The sequence below is a fragment of the Ancylomarina sp. YFZ004 genome (assembly GCF_054254355.1).
This window is the reverse complement of the sequence record NZ_JBTCHQ010000007.1, coordinates 1-23,775: the sequence shown is the minus strand read 5'-3', so window position 1 is coordinate 23,775 and position 23,775 is coordinate 1. Positions and strand designations below refer to the sequence as shown.

The window sequence follows — 23,775 nt, the reverse complement described above, 5'->3', positions numbered from 1 at the left end:
TAAATTGGCATGCACTTTTTAGTCAAAAGTTGTCGTAATATTCACAAAAAAAATTACATTTGCGTTAGAAAAAATAAAACATTAAATATTTCTAGCATGTCTACAAACAAAAACGATCAGGTTCACGAAGATAATTTTGAAAACTTAGAAGAAGCTTTAGGTAGAACCGAACAATATATCGAGAAAAACCAAAAGCAATTAACTTTTATCGCTTTAGCTATTATCGTAGTGGCAGTTGGTATCTTCTCATATCAGAAATACTACAAAGCTCCTATGGAGTTGAATGCTCAAGCTGAGATGTTCCAAGCACAACGTTATTTCGAAGTAGACTCATTCAACCTTGCTATTAACGGTGACGGTAATTATGATGGTTTCCTTGATATCATTGACAACTTTGGTTCAACAGAAGCTGGTAATTTATCTGCTTACTATACAGGAATCTCTTATCTTCACTTAGGTGAGTACCAAAATGCAATCAACTATTTAGAAGATTTTTCTTCATCAGACTTCATTCTTTCTACTTTAGCAACAGCTGCTATTGGTGATGCATATATGGAACTTGGAAATAACAAGAAAGCTGCTTCAAACTATATGTCTGCAAGCGCTGTTAACACTAACAACTTTACGACTCCTATCTATCTTCAAAAAGCTGGTATTGCTTACGAAATGACAGGTAACTACAAAGATGCATTAGCTGCTTACGAGACTATCGAAAAAGATTTCAAAAAATCTTCTGAAGCTCGTGATATTGAAAAATACATTACTCGTGCAAAATTGAACTTGAAGTAATCAAGTCATTCAGATATAAAAAAAGCGAAGATCAATGATCTTCGCTTTTTTTTGTGCTCTATTTTTTATTGGGTAATTCCCTCTAGAAAATCTTCAACATCGCCAGGTGTACTCATTATCTTCATAAAAGTTCCCATGGTCAGTTCTGGCCAATATAAGGCAAATCGATACTTACCATGTAACATCGTCACCTCTTTCCCCTGAAGGATAATCTCGTAAGGCATAGCTGCAATATGATCTTCACCAATGATAGGAAGGAAATACCCTTCTCCATCTTCTGCATCCATTAGACCTATTCCAAAAACAGCCACTTTTTCATCCGTAAAAACTTGCTCATAAACCAAAGTTGTATTCCCTTTTCCACTTTCTAAGTTCTTGCGAATCTTAGCTAAGCCATCCTCGAAAGAAGTAAAAGTATTCAGTTCAACAGGATCTTCGAAATAAGGCATCATCATTTTATAATGGTACTTCTTCAAGGCTTTTTCAGTTAGGACACCTCCAAAAGCTTCCAGACTTCCACCTAAACTTGTTAGCGCTTCCTTAGCCTCATCAACAATTGTCATCAATTGCGATTTATCACTCTCGTAATTCGACAGATATGCACAAAATACATATTGAGGATTCAAGAGGCTTAAATTAACAGCTTCTCCTTTTTTAGAGATTCCAACACGAATAACTGATGCCAAAGCACCACGATCTTTCGATTTTAAACACAATTCTGAAAGATCTTTGCGAGTAAAGCACAGCACTCTAAAACCTTCATTATTCTCAGGATTATAGTCCCCAATTAATTCAAAGGATTTTCCGACAAAAGCATTTTCAACATTTGTTTTGGCTTGTTCTAAATCAAAACTTTGCTTTGCATTTAGTTTGTAAAAGGGAGATAGTTTTCCATCTTGAGCAAAAGCCATACTAGCTATAAGACAAAGAATGTAAACAAGACTAATTTTCTTCATTTGGGGTCGATTTAAATAAATAGTAAATATTTGGACGTCTCAATATATAAATATATTTAGATATAAATACTGATATATAACTCATGACGAAGTACAGCAAAACACATTGTTAAAAGACACAGGCCTTAAGGCCTATCATCATTGATAAGTACATTTATTTAAAATGGCTGTAAATTAAGGAAACCGAAAAATAAACAATAAAAAAAGCCCCTAAAAAGGGGCTCAATAAAAATATGATGATTCAAACCTTACTCCACTTTCTCAAGTTCAACTGTAAAGTGACGCATTATTGGAGCCTCATCCACAATCTTAAGACCGTGTTTGATATCCATACGTCTGTCCCAAACATTTTTAAGAGCTACAGCAACAACATCCATATGATTGTTAGTGTATGTACGACGAGGAATTGCTAAACGCAATAACTCCAATTTAGGGTAACGATTCTCGCGAGTTTCAGGATCTCTATCAGCTAAGATAGCACCAATCTCAACACCACGAATACCTGCCTCAAGATACAGTTCACAGCCTAAAGTCTGAGCCTGATATTCCTCTTTTGGAATATGGCTTAAAAATTTCTTGGCATCAACGAAAATAGCGTGTCCACCAATTGGCATCTGAATAGGTACACCGTAACTTATTAGTTTCTCACCTAAATACTCAACCTGCTTAATGCGTGTTTCCAAGGTTTCAAACTCAGTTCCCTCATCAAGACCTTGTGCTAAAGCATTCATATCACGACCAGACATACCACCATAGGTCACATAACCTTCAAACATGATATTATAGGTAGAAGCCTCTTTCCATAGTTGCTTATCTCTCATTGCGATAAACCCACCCATATTCACAATTGCGTCCTTCTTAGAACTCATAGTAGCCATATCAGCATATGAATACATTTCCGTAACAATCTCTTTGATTGTTTTATCCTGATAACCTTCTTCACGAAGCTTTATGAAATAAGCATTTTCAGCAAAACGAGCAGAATCGTAACATACTGGAATCTCATACTTATTTGCTAGTTCCTTAACCGCTTTCATATTCGCCAAAGAAACAGGCTGTCCTCCTGATGTGTTACAAGTAACCGTAACAATAATCATAGGAATCTGCTCTTTTGGATAAGTTGAAAGAACTGACTCTAGTTTTACAAGATCAAGGTTTCCCTTGAATGGGTGATCGATTAAAGTATCGAAAGCCTCATCAATCGTACAGTCAACGGCCTTAGCTTTTCTAAATTCGATATGTCCTTTAGTGGTATCGAAGTGTGAGTTTCCAGGAACAACATTGCCTTCTTTAACAAGAACCGAGAACAATACATTCTCAGCCGCTCGCCCTTGGTGAGTTGGTAAGAAATGATCGAAACCTAAAATATTTTGTATAGCCTCTTTCATCTTATAATAAGATCTTGCACCAGCGTAAGATTCATCGCCTAACATCAACTCAGACCACTGTTTATCACTCATTGCACCAGTACCTGAGTCAGTCAAAAGATCGATAAATACGTGATCACTTTTTAAGTTGAATAGGTTATAATTAGCAGCTTTAAGCCATTCTTCTCTTTCTTCTCTTGTGCTTTTCTTAATGGTTTCAACCATCTTGATTTTAAAGGATTCTGCGAAAGGTAATTCCATGATTATATACTTTTAATGTTTTAAAATAAGTGTTTCATTCATCTTCTTACAAAAAAAGTAAGAAGCTTATCTTCACAGATTTAAACAACAAACATTGAACCAAACACCTAATAAATAGAAGGTGCTGAAAATAAAGATCTACAGTTTGTTCTGTAAAGATAAAGTGACTAAAAATTTAAATTGGGATAGCTTAAATAAAGCTTGGTTAGTGGACAATAATTGCCCTAACGACTAATAGTGGTATCCGTCGCGGTTCTTGATATTAAGGAAGATGTTCTGTGTAGGTTTCGAAAGTCGAATATGTATTTTCATAGTCTCAATTTTTACCATTACTCCAAAAATAAGTTTTTTTAAATTCTAAAAAAAGAACAGACGCTATTTTTCGCAAACGATTGAAGTTATTTATACTGGCTTTTTGCTTTTTTTAATGAAATTTATTCTCATTTTTGTTCCTTAGGTAATTAAAATTAGATCTGAAATTTTCTGATCTTAATGGTAAATTATCGCTTACAACTTATACACAACTAAAAGACAAAATCATTAGAATGTATCGTAAACTATTCCTCATACTTTTATTCATTCAATTAGGCTTCCTATTTCCATCGGAATGTAAGGCTGAATCTATCTTCCACCAAGTTAAAGACTCACTGAATATAGACCTTCAAAATCTGGGAACTTACAATATTACGCCAGTAACACCTGTCAGGATAATCGTGAGGGATTCTATTCAAATTAAAGCGACAAAATTTCCAAAATCATATTATAGAATTGCTCACAATCAATCAGCTCTGAATCGCTATTTCGATTTTTCAATAAAAAGCATAAACTTTAATGATCCCTTAGCACATATTGATAATATAGGCTTCAAATATTTGCTTACTGAACTTGAAATTGAGGCTAAAAGTAAAAAAGATAAAAAAGTAGATAAAGCTGTAAATACCCTACTCGATTACGTAAAGAATGACAGCATCAGGAATATGGTAAGTTACCTAAAATCCTATATAGAGCAGCGACAGACCGAAGATGCTTTGAGAGAATTATCAAAAAAAATTAAACAAGAAAATCAGAAGATCTCTCAAATTGATAGCCTTTCGAAAGAGGACAAATTCGACCTGGAAGATGATGCAAGAAAATATACTGACCTATTTGATTATATCGAACATGATGCGGTACATCAGTGGATAAGAGAAATCAGTCGCGATTCGGTTTCATTTGCTGTTAAGAATGCTATGAACGATTCCATTGACTTTTGGATCAATAATGGCAAAACCGATTTCAAACGCTTCTGGCTAAAAAAGAACAAACAAGATTCTATCGGTGTTTGGATTCAAAATACACCAAGTAAAAGTATCCGTATTTTTTACGATGATGATGTTTCTCAAGAATCCGTTAAAAACGCCAAAAGAAAAGGGGCGAAAGTTCTCTTAAAAGAAAGAATATCACCTGATGGATTCAAGCTAGCAAAGCTAAAAAAATACAGCCGTTATGTGGATATCTGGAAGTTTGGAACCATCGTCAAATTAGACTTCAACCAAGGCCATGTGAGTAAAAGTTGGGCTGAAGGTGGAGAAAGTTCTATATCTGCCTTAGCCGGTGTTAAATCTTTTGCTAAATATCAAAAAAACAAAACCACTTGGGAAACGATTATTGATCTTCAATATGGTCTTTTAAAATCGGGTGACAATGATTTCAGAAAAAATCAGGATAAGTTAGAACTCAATACCAAATTTGGCCAATTGGCTTTCGGGAAATGGTATTACACATCCATGTTTAACCTGAAAACTCAGTTTGTGAGTGGTTACAAATATTCTGCCGATGAAAGTCGAAAGCTTATCTCAAACTTTTTTGCACCAGCTTATATACTTGGATCTATCGGTTTAGATTATAAGCCTAAGAAAGATTTCTCTATTCTACTTTCACCCTTTACGGCTAAATACACCATCGTAAGCGATACAGCTAATATAGACCAAACGGCCTTTGGTATCGATGCCGATAAGAAAGTTAAAAAAGAGGTCGGTGCCTATGTGAAGCTTTTGCACAAATGGAAAATCACCAAAGATATTAGTATGGAAAACAAGTTAGAATTCTATTCTTCCTATTCCAATACGCCTAAAAACATTGATGTGGATTGGCAGTTTATTCTGAACCTACCCGTCAATCAATACCTAACCACAACCATTTCAACTTATCTCATTTCTGATAATGATACGGGGTCAAAAGTTCAGTTTAAGGAGAATTTGGCTGTCGGAGTTAGATATCAATTTTAAAAAATAAATGAGTTCACCACTAAACTCAACCCAAGATTATAAAATATAGAATTATAAACTAATAAGTTCAGATTATGAGTATGATTTACGACGTTCCTGGAGTAGGAATTATTGAGATCGACACATTGGTTGTTGACTCAAATGGAACTATCTCTGTAAAAGGAGAAATTGTTCCTGGTGTTGTTGAGAGAATACATAAAATACAAGCGATGGGTGTTAATGTTGTGATGATTTCATCTGACCAACGTGGCAATGCACGTGCCCTTGCTCAATCAAGTGGAATCACTTACTATGAAGCTGCCAATGGTCGCGAAAAAGAAGATGTTCTTATTTCATTGGGTAGTAATAATGTAGCTGCTATTGGTAATGCACGTACCGATATCGGATTGTTTGTTAAATCTGTGATTTCTATTGCAACCCTTCAGGGAGAAGGTATTCACAAAGATATTATCGACCATGTTGATGTGATAATGCCATCGATTAACGATGCGCTGGATTTCTTCTTAGATTCCAACACGTTTATTGCCACAATGAAACGATAAAAATTTAAAGACATCCTGAGGGGTGTCTTTTTTATTTACATATTCATCGTATAAATAATATTAAGATTTGAGCGGGGCTTGTCAGTCTATCGTGAGTCGTGCAACAGTTTTATCCACAAAGAGAAAACAAGGATCAGTCTGACTTGATTTTTGATTCGCTAATTAAGATCACAAAGTTGCTCATATGCCCTCGGGGAGCTTATTTTTTTTGATTTAAGTAAAAAGTAAGAGCCCAGCGGCTAGAGCGAAAAACACCGCTCTGTCCTTCGGACATTTACTCACGTTAAAATTTAAATTAAAAGTATTCGTGATCCATCGGACTCCTCGAAAAAAGGAGAATAATAAAATGAAACATTCGCTGAGATTCATAAAATTTCATTTACGCTCATTCACTTAATATTGTATCTTTGCAAAACTAAATAATCATTTTACAACTTAATATTTATAGAATGCACAGTTTAACAGCTATTTCGCCTATCGATGGACGTTACCGTGATAAGGTTGACGTATTGGGAGAGTATTTTTCGGAGTATGCGCTTATTCGTTACCGAGTATTGGTAGAGATCGAGTATTTCATTTCGCTTTGCGAGCATCCACTACCTCAGTTGGCCGATTTCGACACCAACAATTTTGATGAACTACGCAGTATATATTTAGACTTTACTGTTGAAGATGCACAGAAAGTTAAAGACATTGAGGCTGTAACCAATCACGATGTAAAAGCAGTTGAATACTTCATCAAAGAAAAATTCGACGCTCTTAACTTACAACAATATAAAGAATTCATCCACTTCGGTTTGACTTCTCAGGATATCAACAATACAGCGACTCCATACTCTATAAGAGATGCGGTACACGATGTGTATTACCCTCTTTTAGATGAATTGATCGAGAAGCTTGAAAGCTTATCAAACGACTGGAAAGATATTGCTCTTCTTGCTCGTACACACGGTCAACCAGCATCACCTACTCGTTTGGGTAAAGAGGTTCAGGTTTATGTGTACCGTCTAAAAAAACAATTAGACCTATTAAAATCAGTTCCTTGTTCTGCTAAGTTTGGTGGTGCTACAGGTAATTTCAATGCGCATCATGTGGCTTACCCACAAATTGATTGGAAAGCTTTCGGTAACAAATTCGTAAACGAGTCGTTGAAATTGGAGCGTGAAGAATACACAACTCAAATTTCGAACTACGATAATATGGGTGCGATCTTCGATAATTTCAAGCGCATCAATACCATCTTAATTGATATGAACCGTGATTTCTGGACTTATATTTCCATGAATTACTTCAAGCAGAGAATTAAAGAAGGAGAAGTTGGTTCTTCAGCTATGCCTCATAAAGTGAACCCTATCGATTTCGAAAACTCGGAAGGTAACCTGGGATTGGCTAACGCAACTTACGAGCATTTATCAGCAAAATTACCTATCTCTCGTTTACAGCGTGACCTTACAGATTCAACTGTATTGAGAAATATTGGTGTTCCTTTTGCTCACTCAATCATTGCCTTTAAATCGGTATTAAAAGGTTTAGATAAATTGATTCTTTCTCCTGATACATTCGCTGCTGATTTGGAAGCAAACTGGGCAGTAGTTGCAGAAGCAATTCAGACTATTTTGCGTAGAGAAGCTTATCCAAACCCATACGAGGCATTGAAAGCTTTAACCCGTACAAACACATCAGTTACTCAAAGCAGTATTGCTGAGTTTATCGATACACTTGAGATTTCAGACAGCCTTAAAGCTGAATTGAAAACTATTACTCCAAGTAACTATACTGGAATTTAGTCTCAACCACATATTATATTGAAAGGCCGCAGGAGAATAACTTCTGCGGCCTTTTAATTTTAAACCTCTCTCCTTTTTACAACTCTCACTAAATATTGTTAAATCTTTGCGAATAGCTGGTAAGAATCGTATTTTTACCAGCTATTTTGTTTTCCGTAAGTTCTAAAAAGCTTAGAAAGCTTATTCAATTCATCTGAGATTGCCATGGCATATCAGCAATAACATAAAGGTTTAAATGAAAGATTTCCTTAATATTCTAAAACGATTTTTACCACCATATAAGGGCGACCTTATCATGATGTTTATCTATAACCTGTTGGGAGCCATTTTTGGTGTTTTCTCATTTGGTGCAATGGTTCCAATTTTAGATACATTTTTTAATAAAAATGAAGGATTGGCTGTTTTAGAAAAAATGCCATGGGCTTTCTCCACAGAGGCTGTCATGCATAATTTCAACTATTACATTGCCTTTGTAAAATCAGAATATGGAGCAGAATATTCACTATTCTTTATAGCTGCACTTGCACTAAGTCTGATTTTCTTAAAAGTTACATTCGCCTTCTTAGGATCCTATCATAGTGTTAATATTCGAAACGGTGTTGTACGCGATATGCGTCAGAAAATATATGCAAAAATTGTCAGCTTACCTCTTCCTTTTTTCTCTAAAGAAAAGAAAGGCGATATAATAGCACGGTCTACCGGCGATGTGCAGGAGGTTGAAACCTCAATTATGAGTTCGGTAGATATGTATTTTAAGAATCCTGTTATTATTGTAGTATACCTAACAGGTCTGCTAATCATTAGTCTAAAGCTTACACTTTTTGTTTTCGTCATGTTGCCCATTGCTGGTTATATTATTGGAAAAACAGGTAAAAGTTTAAAGAAATCATCTCGGGATGGACAAAATAAGATGGGTGATATTTTATCAACTATCGAAGAAAGTTTATCGGGTTTGAGAATTATTAAGGCTTTTAATGCCGAGGAAAAGATGAACACTCGATTTGCTGAAGAAAGTAACTCTTACCGCCGAATCATGAACAGCATTATGCGTCGATATGTCTTAGCTCATCCTGTAAGTGAGCTTTTGGGTTCAATAGTCATGCTGGTTATTATGTGCTATGGAGGTATACTTATTATTAATGGCACTGGAAGTTTAAGTGGATCTACTTTCATCATGTACTTAGGTATGTTTTATTCTATTATAAATCCTGCAAAAGCTTTCTCGAAAGCCGCATATAGCATACAAAAAGGATTAGCAGCAATGGATCGTATCGATCAATTACTTAATGCAGAATCGACAATAATCAATAAAGAAAATGCGAAAGAGATCTCAGATTTCGGAAGCAGCATCGAATATAAGAATGTTAGTTTCTCATACGATGGTGAACGTGATGTGCTAAAAAATGTGAGCGTCAGCATTCCAAAAGGAAAAACGGTTGCCTTGGTAGGACAATCAGGTTCAGGAAAAACAACATTTGCAGATTTATTACCCCGTTTCTACGACGTCAATTCTGGTGGTATTTTTATTGATGGTGAAGATATTCGCGATTACAAAATTAGCGATTTACGCCAGCTCATGGGAAATGTGAATCAAGAATCAATTCTATTTAATGATACTATATTCAATAATATTGCCTTTGGTGTAGAAAATGCCACATTGGAAGAGGTTGAAGCTGCAGCCAAAATTGCCAATGCTCATGACTTTATATCAGCTACTGAAGATGGATATTACACCAATATCGGTGATCGTGGTGGTAAGCTTTCTGGAGGTCAGCGTCAAAGATTGAGTATTGCACGAGCTGTACTCAAGAATCCTGAGATTCTAATCCTAGACGAAGCAACCTCAGCGCTCGATACTGAATCAGAACGTTTGGTTCAGGATGCTTTGGAGAAATTACTTCAAAATAGAACCTCACTTGTGATTGCTCACCGCTTATCAACCATTAAAAATTCAGACTTGATTTGTGTTTTCCACGAAGGTGAGATTGTAGAACGCGGCCAGCATAAAGAGTTAATAGAAAAAAATGGCACCTACAAAAAACTGTATGATATGCAGATATTATAAGCTCTGAATAAAAATATTGTGATAGAAAGATGATTCTTAATTGGGTCATCTTTTTTTTGTTTAGGACAAACTTGAAAGCTTAGAATTCCATCTTCGATTAATCGACCTAAACTTTAATACAAATAAATATATTCCGTCGTGAAGAATCCATGTTCTTTTATTAACGACTAGATTTACGACGGATTGTCATGATGCTAATAACCCGAGGCTGCAGTCAATCCATGACTTTACCCCGGGCTATTAAAATTAAAGCCCGTTGGGCTTAATTCTCTCTATAGAAAAAATCGAAAAGCTTAGAATTCCGTCTTCAATTGCTCTACCCAAGCCTTAATACGCTCATCAGTTAAAGCAGCTTGGTTCTCAATATCCAAAGCCAAACCTAAGAATTTGCCATCACGCAAAGCCTCTGAACGCTCAAAAGTGTAGCCTTCTGGACTGGTTAAACCAATCACCTTAGCGCCTCTTTCTTCTAGTGCTTTACCCAATAAACCAATGCCATCAACAAAATTTTCAGAATATCCCACTTGATCACCTAATCCGAAAAGAGCTACTTTCTTTCCTTTTAGTTTCAGTTGTTCAATAGCTGGCATAAACTCATCCCAGTAGTTTGGTAATTCACCATCGAACCAGGTTGGAACACCTAGCACCATATTCTTATGGCTCAAGAATGATTCTTCGTCTATTTCCTCAACATTCACCATTTCAATATCGAAATCCTTACCGAAAGCTTTTTTCACCTTCTCAGCGTTCTTCGAAGTCTTAATGGTATTGAAGCTGTATATTAATCCAATTTTAGTCATCATCTTAATTTTAGTAGTCTAACAAATCTTTAGCTGCAGTATAAATCTTCTCTGTGTTTGGAAGAGTTGCTTTTTCCAAAATTCGATTAAATCCAACTGGAGTAAAGGTTGATCCAACACGTCTTACCGGAGCATCCAAATGTTTAAAAGCTTCCTCTGTGATAGTCGCAGCAATTTCACCACCGAATCCAGCGAAGACCTTATCCTCATGCACAACCAAAACCTTATTGGTCTTAGCAACCGATTTAATAATGGTCTCCTTATCTAAAGGCACAATAGTTCGGAGATCAATCACCTCAACATTTTTGCCTAATTCCTTAGCAATTTGGTCAGCCACCTCAACACACATATGCGTTGTATTACCATAGGTCACAATAGTCAAATCAGAGCCTTCGCGACGAACACGAGCCTTTCCAAATGGCACCTCAAAATCGTCTGGCACTACAGCTGCTGCTTTAGGATCGTTATATAAAGCTTTTGGCTCCATAAATACAGTCATACCTTTCGAACGAATACTGGTACGAAGCAAACCTGCAGCATCATCAGCATAAGAAGGATAAACGATACGAACTCCTGGGAAAGTTGCCAAAGCACCTTCAATATTTTGAGAGTGATACAAACCACCACCAATATAACCACCAGAAGCTAATCGAACGGTAATATTTGGTGAAAACTGACCTTTTGTACGCCAGTATTCATGTGTTGTTTCAACAAACTGCTCCATAGCTGGCCAGAAATAATCGGCAAACTCAGCACCTTCAACAACGATACGAATCTTATCGTTAAAACGACTCATACCATTGGCAGTACCCATGATGAAGTCTTCGGCAATAGGGGCATTAAATACACGCTCAATACCAAACTCTTGCTGCATCCCTTTCGAAACATTGAAAATACCACCCTTATCCTTATTGGCGATATCCTGTCCCCAAATAAAAGTATCTGGATTATGACGGAACTCAGCCTTAAGCGTTTCATTCAATCCTTCGATTAATTTCTTAGGCTGCCCTGTTTCGTTATGAAGTCCTTCTGGGTATTTCTCTGCAGGATAAGCATCCGGAATTACAAAATCGTGAATCGAATTAGGATCTGGATTTGGAGCAGCTAAACCTGCACGGTGTGCTTTCTTAACTTGAAGTTTTACATCAGCTTCAATCGCTACTAATTCCTCCTCAGTAAAACGCTTGTAGCGAATCAATAAACGACGGAATTTAGCCAATGGATCGTATTTCTCTACGTAGCTCAACTCAGCATTGTCACGATACAATTCATGCTTATCTGAATTTGAGTGAGACCCCATACGAACACAATTCGCTTGAACGATAGCTGGCATCAGATTTTCGGTAGCATAAGCTTTCGCTTCAGTCATGGTATTCATCGAATCGAATACATCCTTACCATTACAATGGAAAATCTTCAAATATTTTAGTCCCTTAAAGTTATCCGCAACCTTACGATTAGCAGTTTGATCCTTTTTAGGAACAGAGATACCATATCCATTATCCTGAAATACAAAGATGACTGGAAGTTGTTCTTTTGAAGCACCATTAATCGCCTCATAAACGTATCCTTCAGAAACTGAAGACTCGCCTTGAGAACTAATAGCAACACCTTTACCTTTATAATGCTTTACCGCTCGAGCAATACCCACAGCATGTAAAGTATGATTACCTGTACACGAAGATACATTGTGAACATTCCATTCTGGCTTGGCAAAGTGATTTGACATATGTCGACCACCACCAGCAACATCATTATCTTTAGAAATACCATTTAAAATAACCTCTTCAGCCGTTAAACCTGCTGATAACGAAGTCAACATATCACGGTAGTAAGGAAATAAGTGATCTGTTTTCCTATCGAAAACTTGTCCAATAGCCAACTGAATACCATCATGACCTGCATAAGGCGCATGGTAAGACCAGCCAATAGCTTGTTTCAAATAATTTGGCGCTTTCTCATCAAGAGCTCTACCTAAAGTCATTAAATCAAACCACTCAGCAAGTAGCTTTTTAGGTGTCTCTTGTATGCTATATTTTTTCTTAATTGTCATTGTAATAGTCATTAATAAATTAGTAATCTGTCCTTAAATGATTCTCTAATCAAAAGCAATTAAACGCTTCTACTCACATCAAATTCCTCAAGATAATCGGCAATCTTTCTAAGGAAAGCGCCACCCAAAGCCCCATCAACCACACGGTGATCATAGGATAGTGATAAGAACATTTTCTGACGTGGAACAATAATATCACCAAATTCTGTTTCTATTACGGCAGGTTTCTTTTCAATAGTTCCCACTGCAAGAATTGCAACCTGAGGTTGATTAATAATTGGTGTTCCCATTACATTTTTAAACGATCCGAAATTGGAAATGGTGAATGTACCACCTTGAATATCGTCAGCATCTAATTTGTTATTTCTAGCTTTATCAGCCAAAGTATTCATACCAACAGTTATACCTAAAAGATTTTTCTGATCAGCATTCCTTATAACAGGTACTATCAAATTACCTGAAGGTAGAGCAACAGCTACACCTATATTTATATCTTTTTTCACAATAATCTTATAATCATCAACCGATGAATTGACCATTGGAAAATCACGTAATGCTTTTGAAACGGCTTCGATAATAATTGGCATAAAGGTGATCTTCGTTTTCTCTTTAGCGAAGAACTCATCTTTAATCTTATTTCTCCAATTAACCATATCAGTTACATCAGCCTCAACCATTGCCGTAACGTGAGGTGAAGTTTGTTTAGACATCACCATATGATCAGCAATAATTCGACGCATACGATCCATTTCAATAATCTGGTCGTTTGCACCTACTGACATCGAAACCTTTGCTTTTTGAGGCGTAACAGCAGCTTTTATTGCGACCTCCTTAGCTGGAGCAACAGAACCAACTGCTGGAGTTTGTCTTTCTACAACAAACTTTAAGATATCTTCTTTCTGAACACGTCCACCTTTACCATGCCCCACAATAGCATCTAACTCTGCTTGCGAAATATTTTCCTTTTCAGCAATGGCCTTAACTAAAGGAGAATAAAAACGATCTGAATCAGATTTGATTTCAGCGACTTCATTCAGAACTTTCACTTCATTAACTTCAACAGCTACTTCTTCTATAACTTGAGATCCGGGTTCAGCATCCGCAGCATCCTCGCTCATATTAATAATGGCAACAACCTCTCCCACGGGTACAACATCATCCTCTTTGAAGCGAATCTCAATAACTTTACCAGATACAGGAGAAGGTATTTCAGAGTCCACCTTATCGGTTGCAATCTCAAAAAGCATATCATCCTCTTCAATGACATCATTAAGATTTACAAACATTTTGGTGATGGTTGCCTCCTGAACACTCTCTCCCAACTTGGGCATTAGAATTTCAAAACTTGACATATATTCTTTGATTATTAGTTAGAATCAATATAAATAATGAAACAAATATATTATTTATTTTTATTTAGACTGCTTAAATTTTAACTTTTCTGCTATCTCCAGATAACAAAAATCAAATCATAATTAAGGATCAACGACTTACGGGCTCACTTTTCACAAGTTAGTGAATATTTATTAGCGAAAAAAGGCGTGATTATCAGACTCTAAAGCCTATTTTTAAAAAATATGCTCAAATAATTAGTGAAGTCTATTATTCAAATTATTTTTGCAGAGAAATAAAACGAAGCATCATGAAAGATTACAACTATACTCTGGAGATATCAGCTAATCAAGAAGAGGTATTTAATGCGCTGACAAACGCCTTCCAAATAGAACTATGGACAGGTTATCCTGCTACTATGGACGATCAGGTTGGAACTGTTTTCTCCTTATGGGAAGGTGATATTTCGGGTTGTAATATTCAAGTTGTGAAAGATTACAAATTGGTTCAAGAATGGTTCTTTGGTGATACAGAGCATGCTTCAATCGTAACCTTTACGCTTAAGAAAGTTGGTAAGAATACATCTCTAGAACTAACTCACACAAATATTCCTGATGAAGCCTATGAAGAAATAATTGAGGGTTGGAAAGATTATTATCTTGAGTCAATGCAAAACTTTCTTGAGTTCTCTTAGAGGTCGATAATAAGAAATATAAAAGCCGCAATCTAATGGATTGCGGCTTTTTCATTATATCTATTTAAGATCTTCATTTTAATTGATCCGAGAAATCACGAACCAGTTTAAAAACGCCTTCAAACTGGCTTACTTTTAAATTCTCGTAAGTATCTGTTGTTTCATGATAGTCGGCATTGTCGCCATCAGCATAAAAGAAAACAGCCTTTACATCTTTATTATAAAAACTCGCATGATCAGACGAAGGTACAGGTCGAGTTCCTCTCATATTAGTCAAATACACCTTGTCCTTATTAATTTTCTCATATAGAGCCAACTCTTTAGGGAATGCTTTTCCATTAAATATATAGATGCCCTGACTTCCTGTTCCAATCATATCAAAATTCATTACCATTCTCGTTTTTTCGAGAGGAAACAAAGGGTGTTCCACATAGTGCTGTGATCCTAACAAACCAGCCTCTTCTCCACTAAACAAAAGGAACACTTGTGTATAATGTGGCTTCTTTTTAGCTTTCTTATAATGCTTGGCCAAATTCAAAACCATAGCCACACCACTTCCATTATCGTTAGCTCCGGGATACATTTTAGATCCCATCATGCCTAAATGATCATAGTGAGCACAATAAATAAGACAGGTATCCGTCTTACCTTGAATGTAGCCCAATAGATTCTGAGTTTTATAATTCTCGATAAATCGGTTCTTTATTTTAACTGTAATTTCACTGGTTGTCGTATCAATCTTAGAACTTTTTACTATTAGGGTTGGGAATTCCTTTAAGAAAGTTCTAGCTGTATATTTCAATTTATTCTTTCTCAATAGAACACCTTTTGCTCCAAAAACATTAGCAGTAAGAAGATCTGATGCAAAATTGTAAAGTTCTTTATTATTCAAGCCTAGCGAATCTATGGCCAAAAATGTTTGAGATAAGTCCTTTTTAAGAAAAGCTTTACGAATCTTACTCTTTGTTAGAATCTCAGTATTTAACCAAAGTATATCAAAAGTCCCTTCACAGGATGGTGAATCAGGATAGACAATAAAGTCTTGAGCAGATTCTAGCTTATTTTCACCAAGCTTTAAAATTGGATCTTCAGGAAAAGTATTAATAGGTGTTGAGTAAGCTTGATAAAAATTCGATTCAAAGCCCTTTAATTTAAGATTTTTCATCTCTGCAGATAAATAAACTGCAGCGATACTATCACCTTTATTAATATACCCTCGCCCAAAATAAGCATCAGAACTAAGTTCTTTAATTATTTTTCGAGAATAATTCATATCCTGTGCCCATAAGCTTGCTGATAGCAAATTCAAAGCCAAGATCAAAACAAGTCTTTTGTAATTCATATTATCGTTTTTTTAGTCGGTCAATGTCTGCTAAAGTAAGTTTTCATTTTGAATAAGCCTTCAATTCCTGTGATGCTATATAAACAGAACAAAAAAAAATAATCATTAATGAAAAAAAACATGACTCATTATTTCATCAATAATGGCTGAAATAAGCCCGTTCAATTAAGGAAAGAGATGTATTTTGTTTTTTTTCAAAAAAAAGTTCTAAAATAGTATCTAGGGAATCAAACACTTACATAAAATTGATACTTTTTTCTCGAAAAAATATATCCAGGAGGCTTGTATATTCGGGGAAAGCATCTATATTTGCATCGCAATAGGGAGATAACGATCACCCAATAAACATTGCAATTGGGGAAGATACCAAAGTGGCCAACTGGGGCGGACTGTAACTCCGCTGACTTCGTCTTCGTAGGTTCGAATCCTGCTCTTCCCACAACATTCTGAAGCAACAAAATTTATTCGATAACGATCGATGAATTGCTAAAGATCTGCGGGAATAGCTCAGTTGATAGAGCATCAGCCTTCCAAGCTGAGGGTCGCGAGTTTGAGTCTCGTTTCCCGCTCAATTTTATTGTAATATATTGGGGAGATACCAAAGTGGCCAACTGGGGCGGACTGTAACTCCGCTGACTTCGTCTTCGTAGGTTCGAATCCTGCTCTCCCCACTATTATATTTTCCTGCGGGAATAGCTCAGTTGATAGAGCATCAGCCTTCCAAGCTGAGGGTCGCGAGTTTGAGTCTCGTTTCCCGCTCAATTTAAGGAGAGATGGCAGAGTGGTCGAATGCGGTAGTCTTGAAAACTATTGTGCGGCAACGTACCGGGGGTTCGAATCCCTCTCTCTCCGCTTAAAGCATCAAAGTTGCAAAACTTTGATGCTTTTTTTATGCCCTAAACTTTCTTGGAATTAATCCCGATAAATTTAAAGATGGAGTGATAAATACAAAAAGAGTCGCACATTTGATGTACGGCTCTATTATTAAAAAAAAGGAATATTACAGTTCCAAAACCTCCACTTCTGTTCGGCGATTGGCCTGGTGTTCGCTAGGCTACATTTCACACCATTGGAACAATTTATAATTAACCTGAATTCCCATAACCTTTTGCCTTTAATCGATAGAGAGACGCCTTTCAAAATTATAAAGCTTACAGCAGATTGCTCTCCGTTTAGATAATTCGAGATTGTAGAAAATATTTTCCAACACAAAGGTTTTGCCATCCTATAAGCGATCGAACTCTTCACGAACATGAATTTTATTACCTGAGAAGTCATATGTGTTGATCAGATCATATTTCGTCATAAAACCGGCTTTTAGATATTCAAGTCGATATAGGGTTTCACGCTTCAATTGACATGAAAACTTCCCCTGCCAATCGCTCTTTAATTCTAATCTTTCTTTTGTTTGCTCATCAATCACTGAAACGATCAATCCCACAATAGGATTTTGTCCTTCTTTAACGACGACCAATCCTTCCAGAATCATCGTATTATCAGTAGTCTGATAGACCAAAGTTGTGTATTCTGTTTTATCCTTTAGATCAGAGGTCGCAATAATAATAGCTTCACCATCGGTATAGTTTTCTTTTACCGATATAATATGATAGACTTGTCCGCCCCGAACAAAGAATTTAAATTTCCCATCTTCATCTGTTGTTACCGTTTCTATTGGGTGACCATTTTCATCATTTAAGGTGACAAGGGTATTCCCCATAATCTCATTCGTCATTTCATGAAAAACCTGTCCTTTAATCAATATAAACTCGATTGAAAATTTATAAATATCGTCAAAGCTTTCGCCTTTTAATCGATTCGAAGCAAAATAGCCCTTCCCATTCTTAAGAATCAAACCAAAGTCATCTTTCGACGTATTAAGAGGATATCCCAAATTGAATGGCTTCGTATCTTTCTGATTTAAATCTATCGAAAACAGGTCCAGACCACCAAGCCCAGCATGTCCTTTTGAGGCAAAAAAAAGGTTTTGGCTTTCCGTAATAAAAGGAAACATCTCGTTCTCAAACGTATTGACCTGAGAACCTAAATTTTCGGCTTCTCCCCATCCTGTTTCGTCACGATGACAGACATACAAATCAGTACCGCCATAACCTCCCGGTCGATCTGAAATAAAATACAGGCTTTTAGCATCAAAGGATAATGCCGGGTGCCCTGTTGAGTAGCCATCCATATTGAATGGGAGCAATTCTGGTTCTGACCATTTATCAGCTTCCTTTTTACTATAGTAAAGCTTAATACTTACGATTCCTTCCTGATTTCTTTTGGCCCTTTTTGAATTATAAACATGATTTCGAGTTAGGAACATTTCATCACCTTCCTCATTAAAACAAACGGGACCATCATGATAATGGGTTGTCAACTTATCTGAAAATGGAGTGATGTCATTCAACTCCCCATCAGCCTCAACTTTAGCTTCATACAGTCTAAGGTAATTTTGATTGTTCCATTTGCAGTTTCTCTTACTCTCCATTCTTTTCTCTCTGGCTGATGAAAAAACAAGCTGATTTTTATAAAAACTCACCCCAAAGTCGGATGCCTCTGAGTTTGCCTTTATGGCTTGTATTTTATAACGAATCGAATCTTTCATCAATTCCTTAATATAAACCAGATCAATATTATTTCGTATGCCTTTTGAATCGATTTCCAAATACCTATTCATCCATATTTGAGCTTGAACGTATTTCTTATTGCTTTGCAAAGCTCTCGCATAGTGCAAGAAATCATCATTTTCTAAACTTGACATGTCTACAACGCGAGCATACCATCGCTCCGATTGTTCAGTATTATTAATCAATCTGTAAGAAGCAGCCAGTCGTTTTGCAACAAATTCATTCAAGCTATCTTTTTGCCAAAGAACCTCATACAATTCAATAGCCTCCTGATAAGCGAAGGAATCAAAATACTTGTTGGCCCGATCAGACACCTGTGCTTCCACCGAAGTACTGGTCAATAGGACTCCGATAAATAGTAGTATACATTCAATCCTTTTCATGCTCTTTATTTTAATAGTTCCCAATTGGCTTAGAAATATCTTGGGGTCATTATTTTCTTATTGTTGAACTTGAAATCGAATGCCACCATGATTTCATGGGTTCCGTTACTGTAACGTCGCAGTTCTGATTCTGTTAAGTCAAAAGCATAGCCTACCCTAATCTGATCAGTTAATTGATAGTGAACTAGAAAGTTCATAGAATCTTCAATACGATATCCCGCACCTAACCAAAGCCGATCGTAGAATATAAAATTGGCAGACAGGTCGACTGAGAAGGGCGCATTCCAAACAACTTTTGCGAGTGCGGAAGGTTTCAGCTTAACATAGTCATTCAATTCAAAAAGTGCTCCCATGGTACCAAAGTAGTGACGTTCCTTATAACCCAAACTGCTTGTGTTGATCCCATCATTATCGTAACTATTTCTCAAGATCCTGGGAATGGAGGCCCCAATATAAAATCGATCGGTATAATAATAGATACCTACTCCAAAATTGATAATAAATTCCTCTGAGAAGTTTTGTGTGAAAGTCGCATCATTTCCCTGATCCAAATCCAGATTCATCAAATCAATTTGAATCATATCAAAACCACCTTTTATACCCATTGCAAGGGTAGCTCTATCACTTACCTTTAAGTGATAAGCAACATCAGCAAAAAAACTATTCTGTTTTACAGGTCCTAATTCATCGTTTATGAATGCAAAACCAGCACCCATATTGTATTTGCTAATTGGAGCACTCAATGTTAAGGTTCTTGACTTGGGAGCTCCATCAAAGCCGACCCATTGTTCACGAGCCAAAAATATAGCACTTATCATATCATTGCTCCCTGCATAAGCAGGGTTAACAGTTAGAGGATTGTGCATGTATTGCGTATACATTGGATCCTGTTGTGCTTTCCCCTGTTTTACACAAGAGAAAAGGAACATAAGTAAAACAACGTATTTTATAATATTTAATGATTTGTTCATAGCTTTTGATTAATAGTTGATATAAACGAATCCTTTAATTGGTTTTGATCCGTTCCCCAGATCAATAATATAATAATAAGTCCCTTCAGGAACGATATCGGATCCAATAGCCGTTTTGTTTTTTGGGATTCCATACCAATTGTTTTGGTAACCTTTTGCTTCATATATGATCGATCCCCATCTGTTGAAAACAATCAGTTTTGAATTCGGAAAATCTTTAATTCCTCTGAACACTAAGAATTCATTTACGCCATCGCCATTGGGAGAAAACCCTTCGGGAGTAGATACCTGTTCACTACAATCATCGAAAGCATCAATATAGTCGGCAACACCATCCCCATCACAATCATCATTACCTTCCTCTTCGTCAGAATAACCGTCATTGTCACTATCTAAATCTCTAAAATCAGGAATTCCATCACTATCAGTATCAATCGGAAGATCTGAACATGGATCAGAAACCTGTGCTTCTTCTACATCAGATAATCCATCATTATCACTATCTAAATCAAGATGATCAGGAATAAAATCAGAATCGGTATCAGCTATTAGAGATTCTACTGCATCGGGTATACTATCCTCGTCACTGTCCATCACACCAATTTCTATATTGACTACTGCTTCATCACACAAGCCATCAGTATTGCAAATTTGATAGGTAAACTGATCGGTATTGCAATAAGTGCCCAAATCAGCAATATAAGTCAGGCTTCCATCTTCATTCACCATTACTTCTCCAAATTCAGGATCAGTTAGAATACTTACTGACAAAACATCACCATCTACATATGAATCATTATCAAGGACTGTAATAACAGTTTCCTCATTATCTCTGGCATCAAGCTGATCATCCCTAGCAATAGGAGCACCATCTATCAACACTAGGATTTCGTCGATAGCATCAGCACACACCCCACCCCCTAAACCTATTGCCCTTAGGGTAAGAGTAACATTATCGCCTGTAGTTGGCGTAAATATTGGATTCAATGCATTAGCATCATCAAAGCTTCCTCCTGTACTTGTCCAGATCAAACCGGCATAATTTGCTGCCGTAGCTCCTGAAAGCGTATAGCTTTCTCCTGCCTTAATCATGACTGTTGTCACACCTACATCGACACTTGCAGCTGGCCAGATCTTAAGTAGCATAGCAGAAGAAGAAGTACCACTAGATCCTGACACATTTAATGTTAATTGAACTTGCCCATTATCCCGATCGGAATCACTAGGGAGATAAATCGCATTTAAGACTTCATAATCTGTAAATGTACCTGTACCATCAGTCGACCATGCAAAGCTATTTGCATTGGTTTGGCTTGCTGAACTTAGCTCATACGAATTATCAGAAGAACATATATCAGCATCATCACCTGCATAACAATCAATATCATTATCAGTAATTGATACGGTAGCTACAAGTGGCATTCCCAGATTCGTATTCAAATCATTCGAAAAGATTTCTGTAAGCGTAACAATAACTGTCTCTGAACTTTCAAATAAGATATCATCGATAATATTTATTTTAATTGTGGAACTTAAACTTCCTGCCGGAATACTTAAGATTCCAGGCAATACAGTATAGTCTACTCCTTCAGTTGCTGTTCCACTCACAGAATAAATGACAATAGTTGCGACAGCTGAAACTTTACTTATTGCAACAGTAAACTCAGCATTATTCGTGGCTGGCGTCCCTTCTTGCCCATTGTCATCAGTTGCTAAAATTGTAACAACAGTTGACTCATCATCATTAATAATAGTTCCAATTCCAGTATCACTTGTGACAACTTCTGAATTGATGTTACCTATACCTAAGGCAAGGTTGGCAGTAAATGTTTCATCTGGTTCTACCTGAGTATCCTCACTTGTTGGAACCGTAATGGTTGTTGTTCCTGCAGTTCCGCCACTAAAGATATATTGCTGTGTGCTAGTAGTAAAGTCCGTAGCCTCTGTACTCACATGAGTAAAACTAACATCAACAACAACATCGCCCTGAACATTCTTATCCAAAGTCAAATCAAAACTCAAAATACCTCCCTCGATTATCGTAGCATCACTTATTAAGACTGCTGCATCATCATCATCGATGATGGTACCAATTCCTGTATCACTTGTTATAACTTCCGGATTCCCACTATTCAATGATAAGCTTGCAGTAAAGGTTTCATCAATTTCAAGAATTAAATCGTCGTTCGTACTTAAAGTGATTGTTTGAGTCCCAGGAGTTCCACCTGAGAAAGTAACTTGCTGATTCGCTTCATTGTAATCATTATCAGAGGTACTGATGTTGACAAAAAATACATCGATTACAACATCACCTTCCACATTTTCATCAAGCGTCACATCAAAACTCAAATCACCACCTTCTGTTACCTGAGCATCGCTGATGGTGACATTAGCGGCACCATCATCATTTAGAATCGTTAAGCTAGCCTGATCAGTAATCTGAACATCAAGTATCGTAGCCGACAAATTGTCCATATTGATATTTAGGGTCTCATCTTCTTCCAGAATAGCATCGGAAGTCGGTATCACACTGAAATTTTGAGTCTCCCCCTCTGTACCCGCGAAAATAAGTGTCTGATCTTTTAATTCCGTGTAATCTTTTCCTTTTGTTGTAGCGGTTCCGTCTCCAGTATTCACATCAACTTCAAAGCCTCCCTCTACAGCGAAATCCAATGTCGCTGTCAATATAATTGGCCCCTCATCTTCATTACCAGAGGCATCAGCGATAGTAACGGCAGCTGTGTCATCATTGGTAATGGTTCCAATTCCGGTAGCACTTGTAATAACTGCTGAATTGACATTATCTGAACCCAATGAAAGATTCGCTGTAAAGGTCTCGCTCGATTCTAATTGGGTATCTTCTGTTGTAGGTACCGTTACCGTCTGGATTCCTGAATCTCCGTTTACAAAGGTGATCGTTTGAACACTGCTTGTAAAATCATTATCAGATGTACTTATGTTGGTAAAGGACACAAGAACAACAACATTGCCTTGAACATTCTGATTTAAGCTCACATCAAAACTCAAATCACCACCTTCAACGATCGTAGCATCACTTATTGTGACTGCTGCCGTATCATTATCTATTATCGTTCCTAATCCGGCATCACCGATTGTAATTGCCGTGTTACCACTATTCAATGATAAACTTGCAGTAAAGGTCTCATCTGCCTCAAGTGTTAAATCACCAGTCGTTCCTAATGTAATCGTCTCTATACCTGCTGTGCCACCAGAGAAGGTGACTTGCTGAGTCTGTTCATCGTAATCATTATCTGATGTACTGATATTGGTAAAAAACACAACAACAACAACATCGCCCTGAACATTCATATTTAAGTTCACATCAAAACTCAAATTACCACCCTCAACTATTGTAGCATCACTTATTGTGACAGAGGATGAATCATCATCAATGATGTTTGCCGTAGCACTGGCTGTGCTAATACTGACAGAACCATTGCTTGGGTTACTTATTGTGGCAATTACGGTTTCCGTATTAGCTTCCAATAGGCCATCGTCGATGACTGCTACGGTGAATG

The 23,775-nt window shown here is 36.8% G+C and carries 15 protein-coding genes and 5 tRNA genes; 11 read left to right on the top strand and 9 right to left on the bottom strand.

Annotation, left to right across the window (positions count from 1 at the left end; translation table 11 throughout):
* Nucleotides 1-96: 96 nt before the first annotated feature.
* Nucleotides 97-789, top strand: a complete 693-nt coding sequence (locus ACXR6G_RS12225; protein WP_458361719.1) for a tetratricopeptide repeat protein — start codon at nt 97-99, stop codon at nt 787-789.
* Between the two features lie 65 nt (nt 790-854).
* On the opposite strand, the gene ACXR6G_RS12220 is transcribed toward ACXR6G_RS12225, so the two are convergent.
* Entirely contained in the window at nt 855-1,745 is an 891-nt protein-coding gene (locus tag ACXR6G_RS12220; protein ID WP_458361718.1) for a hypothetical protein, read from the bottom strand.
* Nucleotides 1,746-1,993: 248 nt separating this feature from the next.
* Nucleotides 1,994-3,373, bottom strand: a complete 1,380-nt coding sequence (locus ACXR6G_RS12215) for a tryptophanase (protein WP_458361717.1) — start codon at nt 3,371-3,373, stop codon at nt 1,994-1,996.
* Between the two features lie 545 nt (nt 3,374-3,918).
* Here ACXR6G_RS12215 and ACXR6G_RS12210 point away from each other — a divergent pair.
* The 4 genes from ACXR6G_RS12210 to ACXR6G_RS12195 all read left to right on the top strand — a co-directional run bounded on the left by ACXR6G_RS12210 (nt 3,919) and on the right by ACXR6G_RS12195 (nt 10,034).
* The gene (locus ACXR6G_RS12210; RefSeq protein ID WP_458361716.1) at nt 3,919-5,640 is read left to right on the top strand and encodes a DUF3078 domain-containing protein; all 1,722 of its coding nucleotides are present in this window, start codon (nt 3,919-3,921) and stop codon (nt 5,638-5,640) included.
* Between the two features lie 74 nt (nt 5,641-5,714).
* A complete protein-coding gene (locus ACXR6G_RS12205; RefSeq protein ID WP_458361715.1) occupies nt 5,715-6,182 on the top strand; it encodes an HAD family hydrolase in 468 nt (155 codons plus the stop codon).
* Between the two features lie 449 nt (nt 6,183-6,631).
* Complete coding sequence (gene purB / locus ACXR6G_RS12200) at nt 6,632-7,969, top strand: adenylosuccinate lyase (RefSeq protein WP_458361714.1); 1,338 nt, start codon at nt 6,632-6,634, stop codon at nt 7,967-7,969.
* Between the two features lie 235 nt (nt 7,970-8,204).
* Nucleotides 8,205-10,034, top strand: coding sequence for an ABC transporter ATP-binding protein (locus tag ACXR6G_RS12195; RefSeq protein ID WP_458361713.1), 1,830 nt, complete (start codon nt 8,205-8,207; stop codon nt 10,032-10,034).
* A 293-nt stretch (nt 10,035-10,327) separates the two neighbouring features.
* Here ACXR6G_RS12195 and ACXR6G_RS12190 read toward each other — a convergent pair whose 3' ends face one another.
* Genes ACXR6G_RS12190 through ACXR6G_RS12180 form a run of 3 tightly spaced genes read right to left on the bottom strand, consistent with a single transcriptional unit; the run spans nt 10,328 to nt 14,239 of the window.
* Complete coding sequence (locus tag ACXR6G_RS12190; RefSeq protein WP_458361712.1) at nt 10,328-10,834, bottom strand: flavodoxin; 507 nt, start codon at nt 10,832-10,834, stop codon at nt 10,328-10,330.
* Between the two features lie 10 nt (nt 10,835-10,844).
* A complete protein-coding gene (locus tag ACXR6G_RS12185; protein WP_458361711.1) occupies nt 10,845-12,887 on the bottom strand; it encodes an alpha-ketoacid dehydrogenase subunit alpha/beta in 2,043 nt (680 codons plus the stop codon).
* Nucleotides 12,888-12,946: 59 nt separating this feature from the next.
* The gene (locus ACXR6G_RS12180) at nt 12,947-14,239 is read right to left on the bottom strand and encodes a dihydrolipoamide acetyltransferase family protein (RefSeq protein WP_458361710.1); all 1,293 of its coding nucleotides are present in this window, start codon (nt 14,237-14,239) and stop codon (nt 12,947-12,949) included.
* Between the two features lie 290 nt (nt 14,240-14,529).
* On the opposite strand from ACXR6G_RS12180, the gene ACXR6G_RS12175 reads away from it, so the two are divergent.
* A complete protein-coding gene (locus ACXR6G_RS12175) occupies nt 14,530-14,913 on the top strand; it encodes an SRPBCC domain-containing protein (RefSeq protein WP_458361709.1) in 384 nt (127 codons plus the stop codon).
* A 73-nt stretch (nt 14,914-14,986) separates the two neighbouring features.
* Here the strand turns inward: ACXR6G_RS12175 and ACXR6G_RS12170 are convergent, their stop codons facing one another.
* Nucleotides 14,987-16,255 carry a M28 family metallopeptidase gene (locus tag ACXR6G_RS12170; RefSeq protein ID WP_458361708.1) on the bottom strand — a complete coding sequence of 423 codons (1,269 nt, stop codon included), beginning with the start codon at nt 16,253-16,255 and terminating at the stop codon, nt 14,987-14,989.
* Nucleotides 16,256-16,612: 357 nt separating this feature from the next.
* Between ACXR6G_RS12170 and ACXR6G_RS12165 the strand changes: the two genes are divergently transcribed.
* The 5 genes from ACXR6G_RS12165 (at nt 16,613) to ACXR6G_RS12145 (ending at nt 17,107) form a co-directional block, all read left to right on the top strand.
* Nucleotides 16,613-16,694: transfer RNA gene (locus ACXR6G_RS12165), tRNA-Tyr, on the top strand.
* A 57-nt stretch (nt 16,695-16,751) separates the two neighbouring features.
* Nucleotides 16,752-16,824: transfer RNA gene (locus ACXR6G_RS12160), tRNA-Gly, on the top strand.
* A 20-nt stretch (nt 16,825-16,844) separates the two neighbouring features.
* Nucleotides 16,845-16,926: transfer RNA gene (locus ACXR6G_RS12155), tRNA-Tyr, on the top strand.
* 15 nt (nt 16,927-16,941) lie between these two features.
* Nucleotides 16,942-17,014 (top strand) — tRNA-Gly (locus ACXR6G_RS12150).
* Nucleotides 17,015-17,022: 8 nt separating this feature from the next.
* A tRNA-Ser gene (locus ACXR6G_RS12145) sits at nt 17,023-17,107 on the top strand.
* 373 nt (nt 17,108-17,480) lie between these two features.
* Here the strand turns inward: ACXR6G_RS12145 and ACXR6G_RS12140 are convergent.
* The 3 genes from ACXR6G_RS12140 to ACXR6G_RS12130 all read right to left on the bottom strand — a co-directional run.
* Complete coding sequence (locus tag ACXR6G_RS12140) at nt 17,481-19,265, bottom strand: hypothetical protein (RefSeq protein WP_458361707.1); 1,785 nt, start codon at nt 19,263-19,265, stop codon at nt 17,481-17,483.
* A gap of 29 nt (nt 19,266-19,294) precedes the next feature.
* Nucleotides 19,295-20,236, bottom strand: a complete 942-nt coding sequence (locus ACXR6G_RS12135; RefSeq protein ID WP_458361706.1) for a PorP/SprF family type IX secretion system membrane protein — start codon at nt 20,234-20,236, stop codon at nt 19,295-19,297.
* A 9-nt stretch (nt 20,237-20,245) separates the two neighbouring features.
* Nucleotides 20,246-23,775: Calx-beta domain-containing protein (locus ACXR6G_RS12130; RefSeq protein ID WP_458361705.1), on the bottom strand; the 3,530-nt coding region annotated here is incomplete at its 5' end.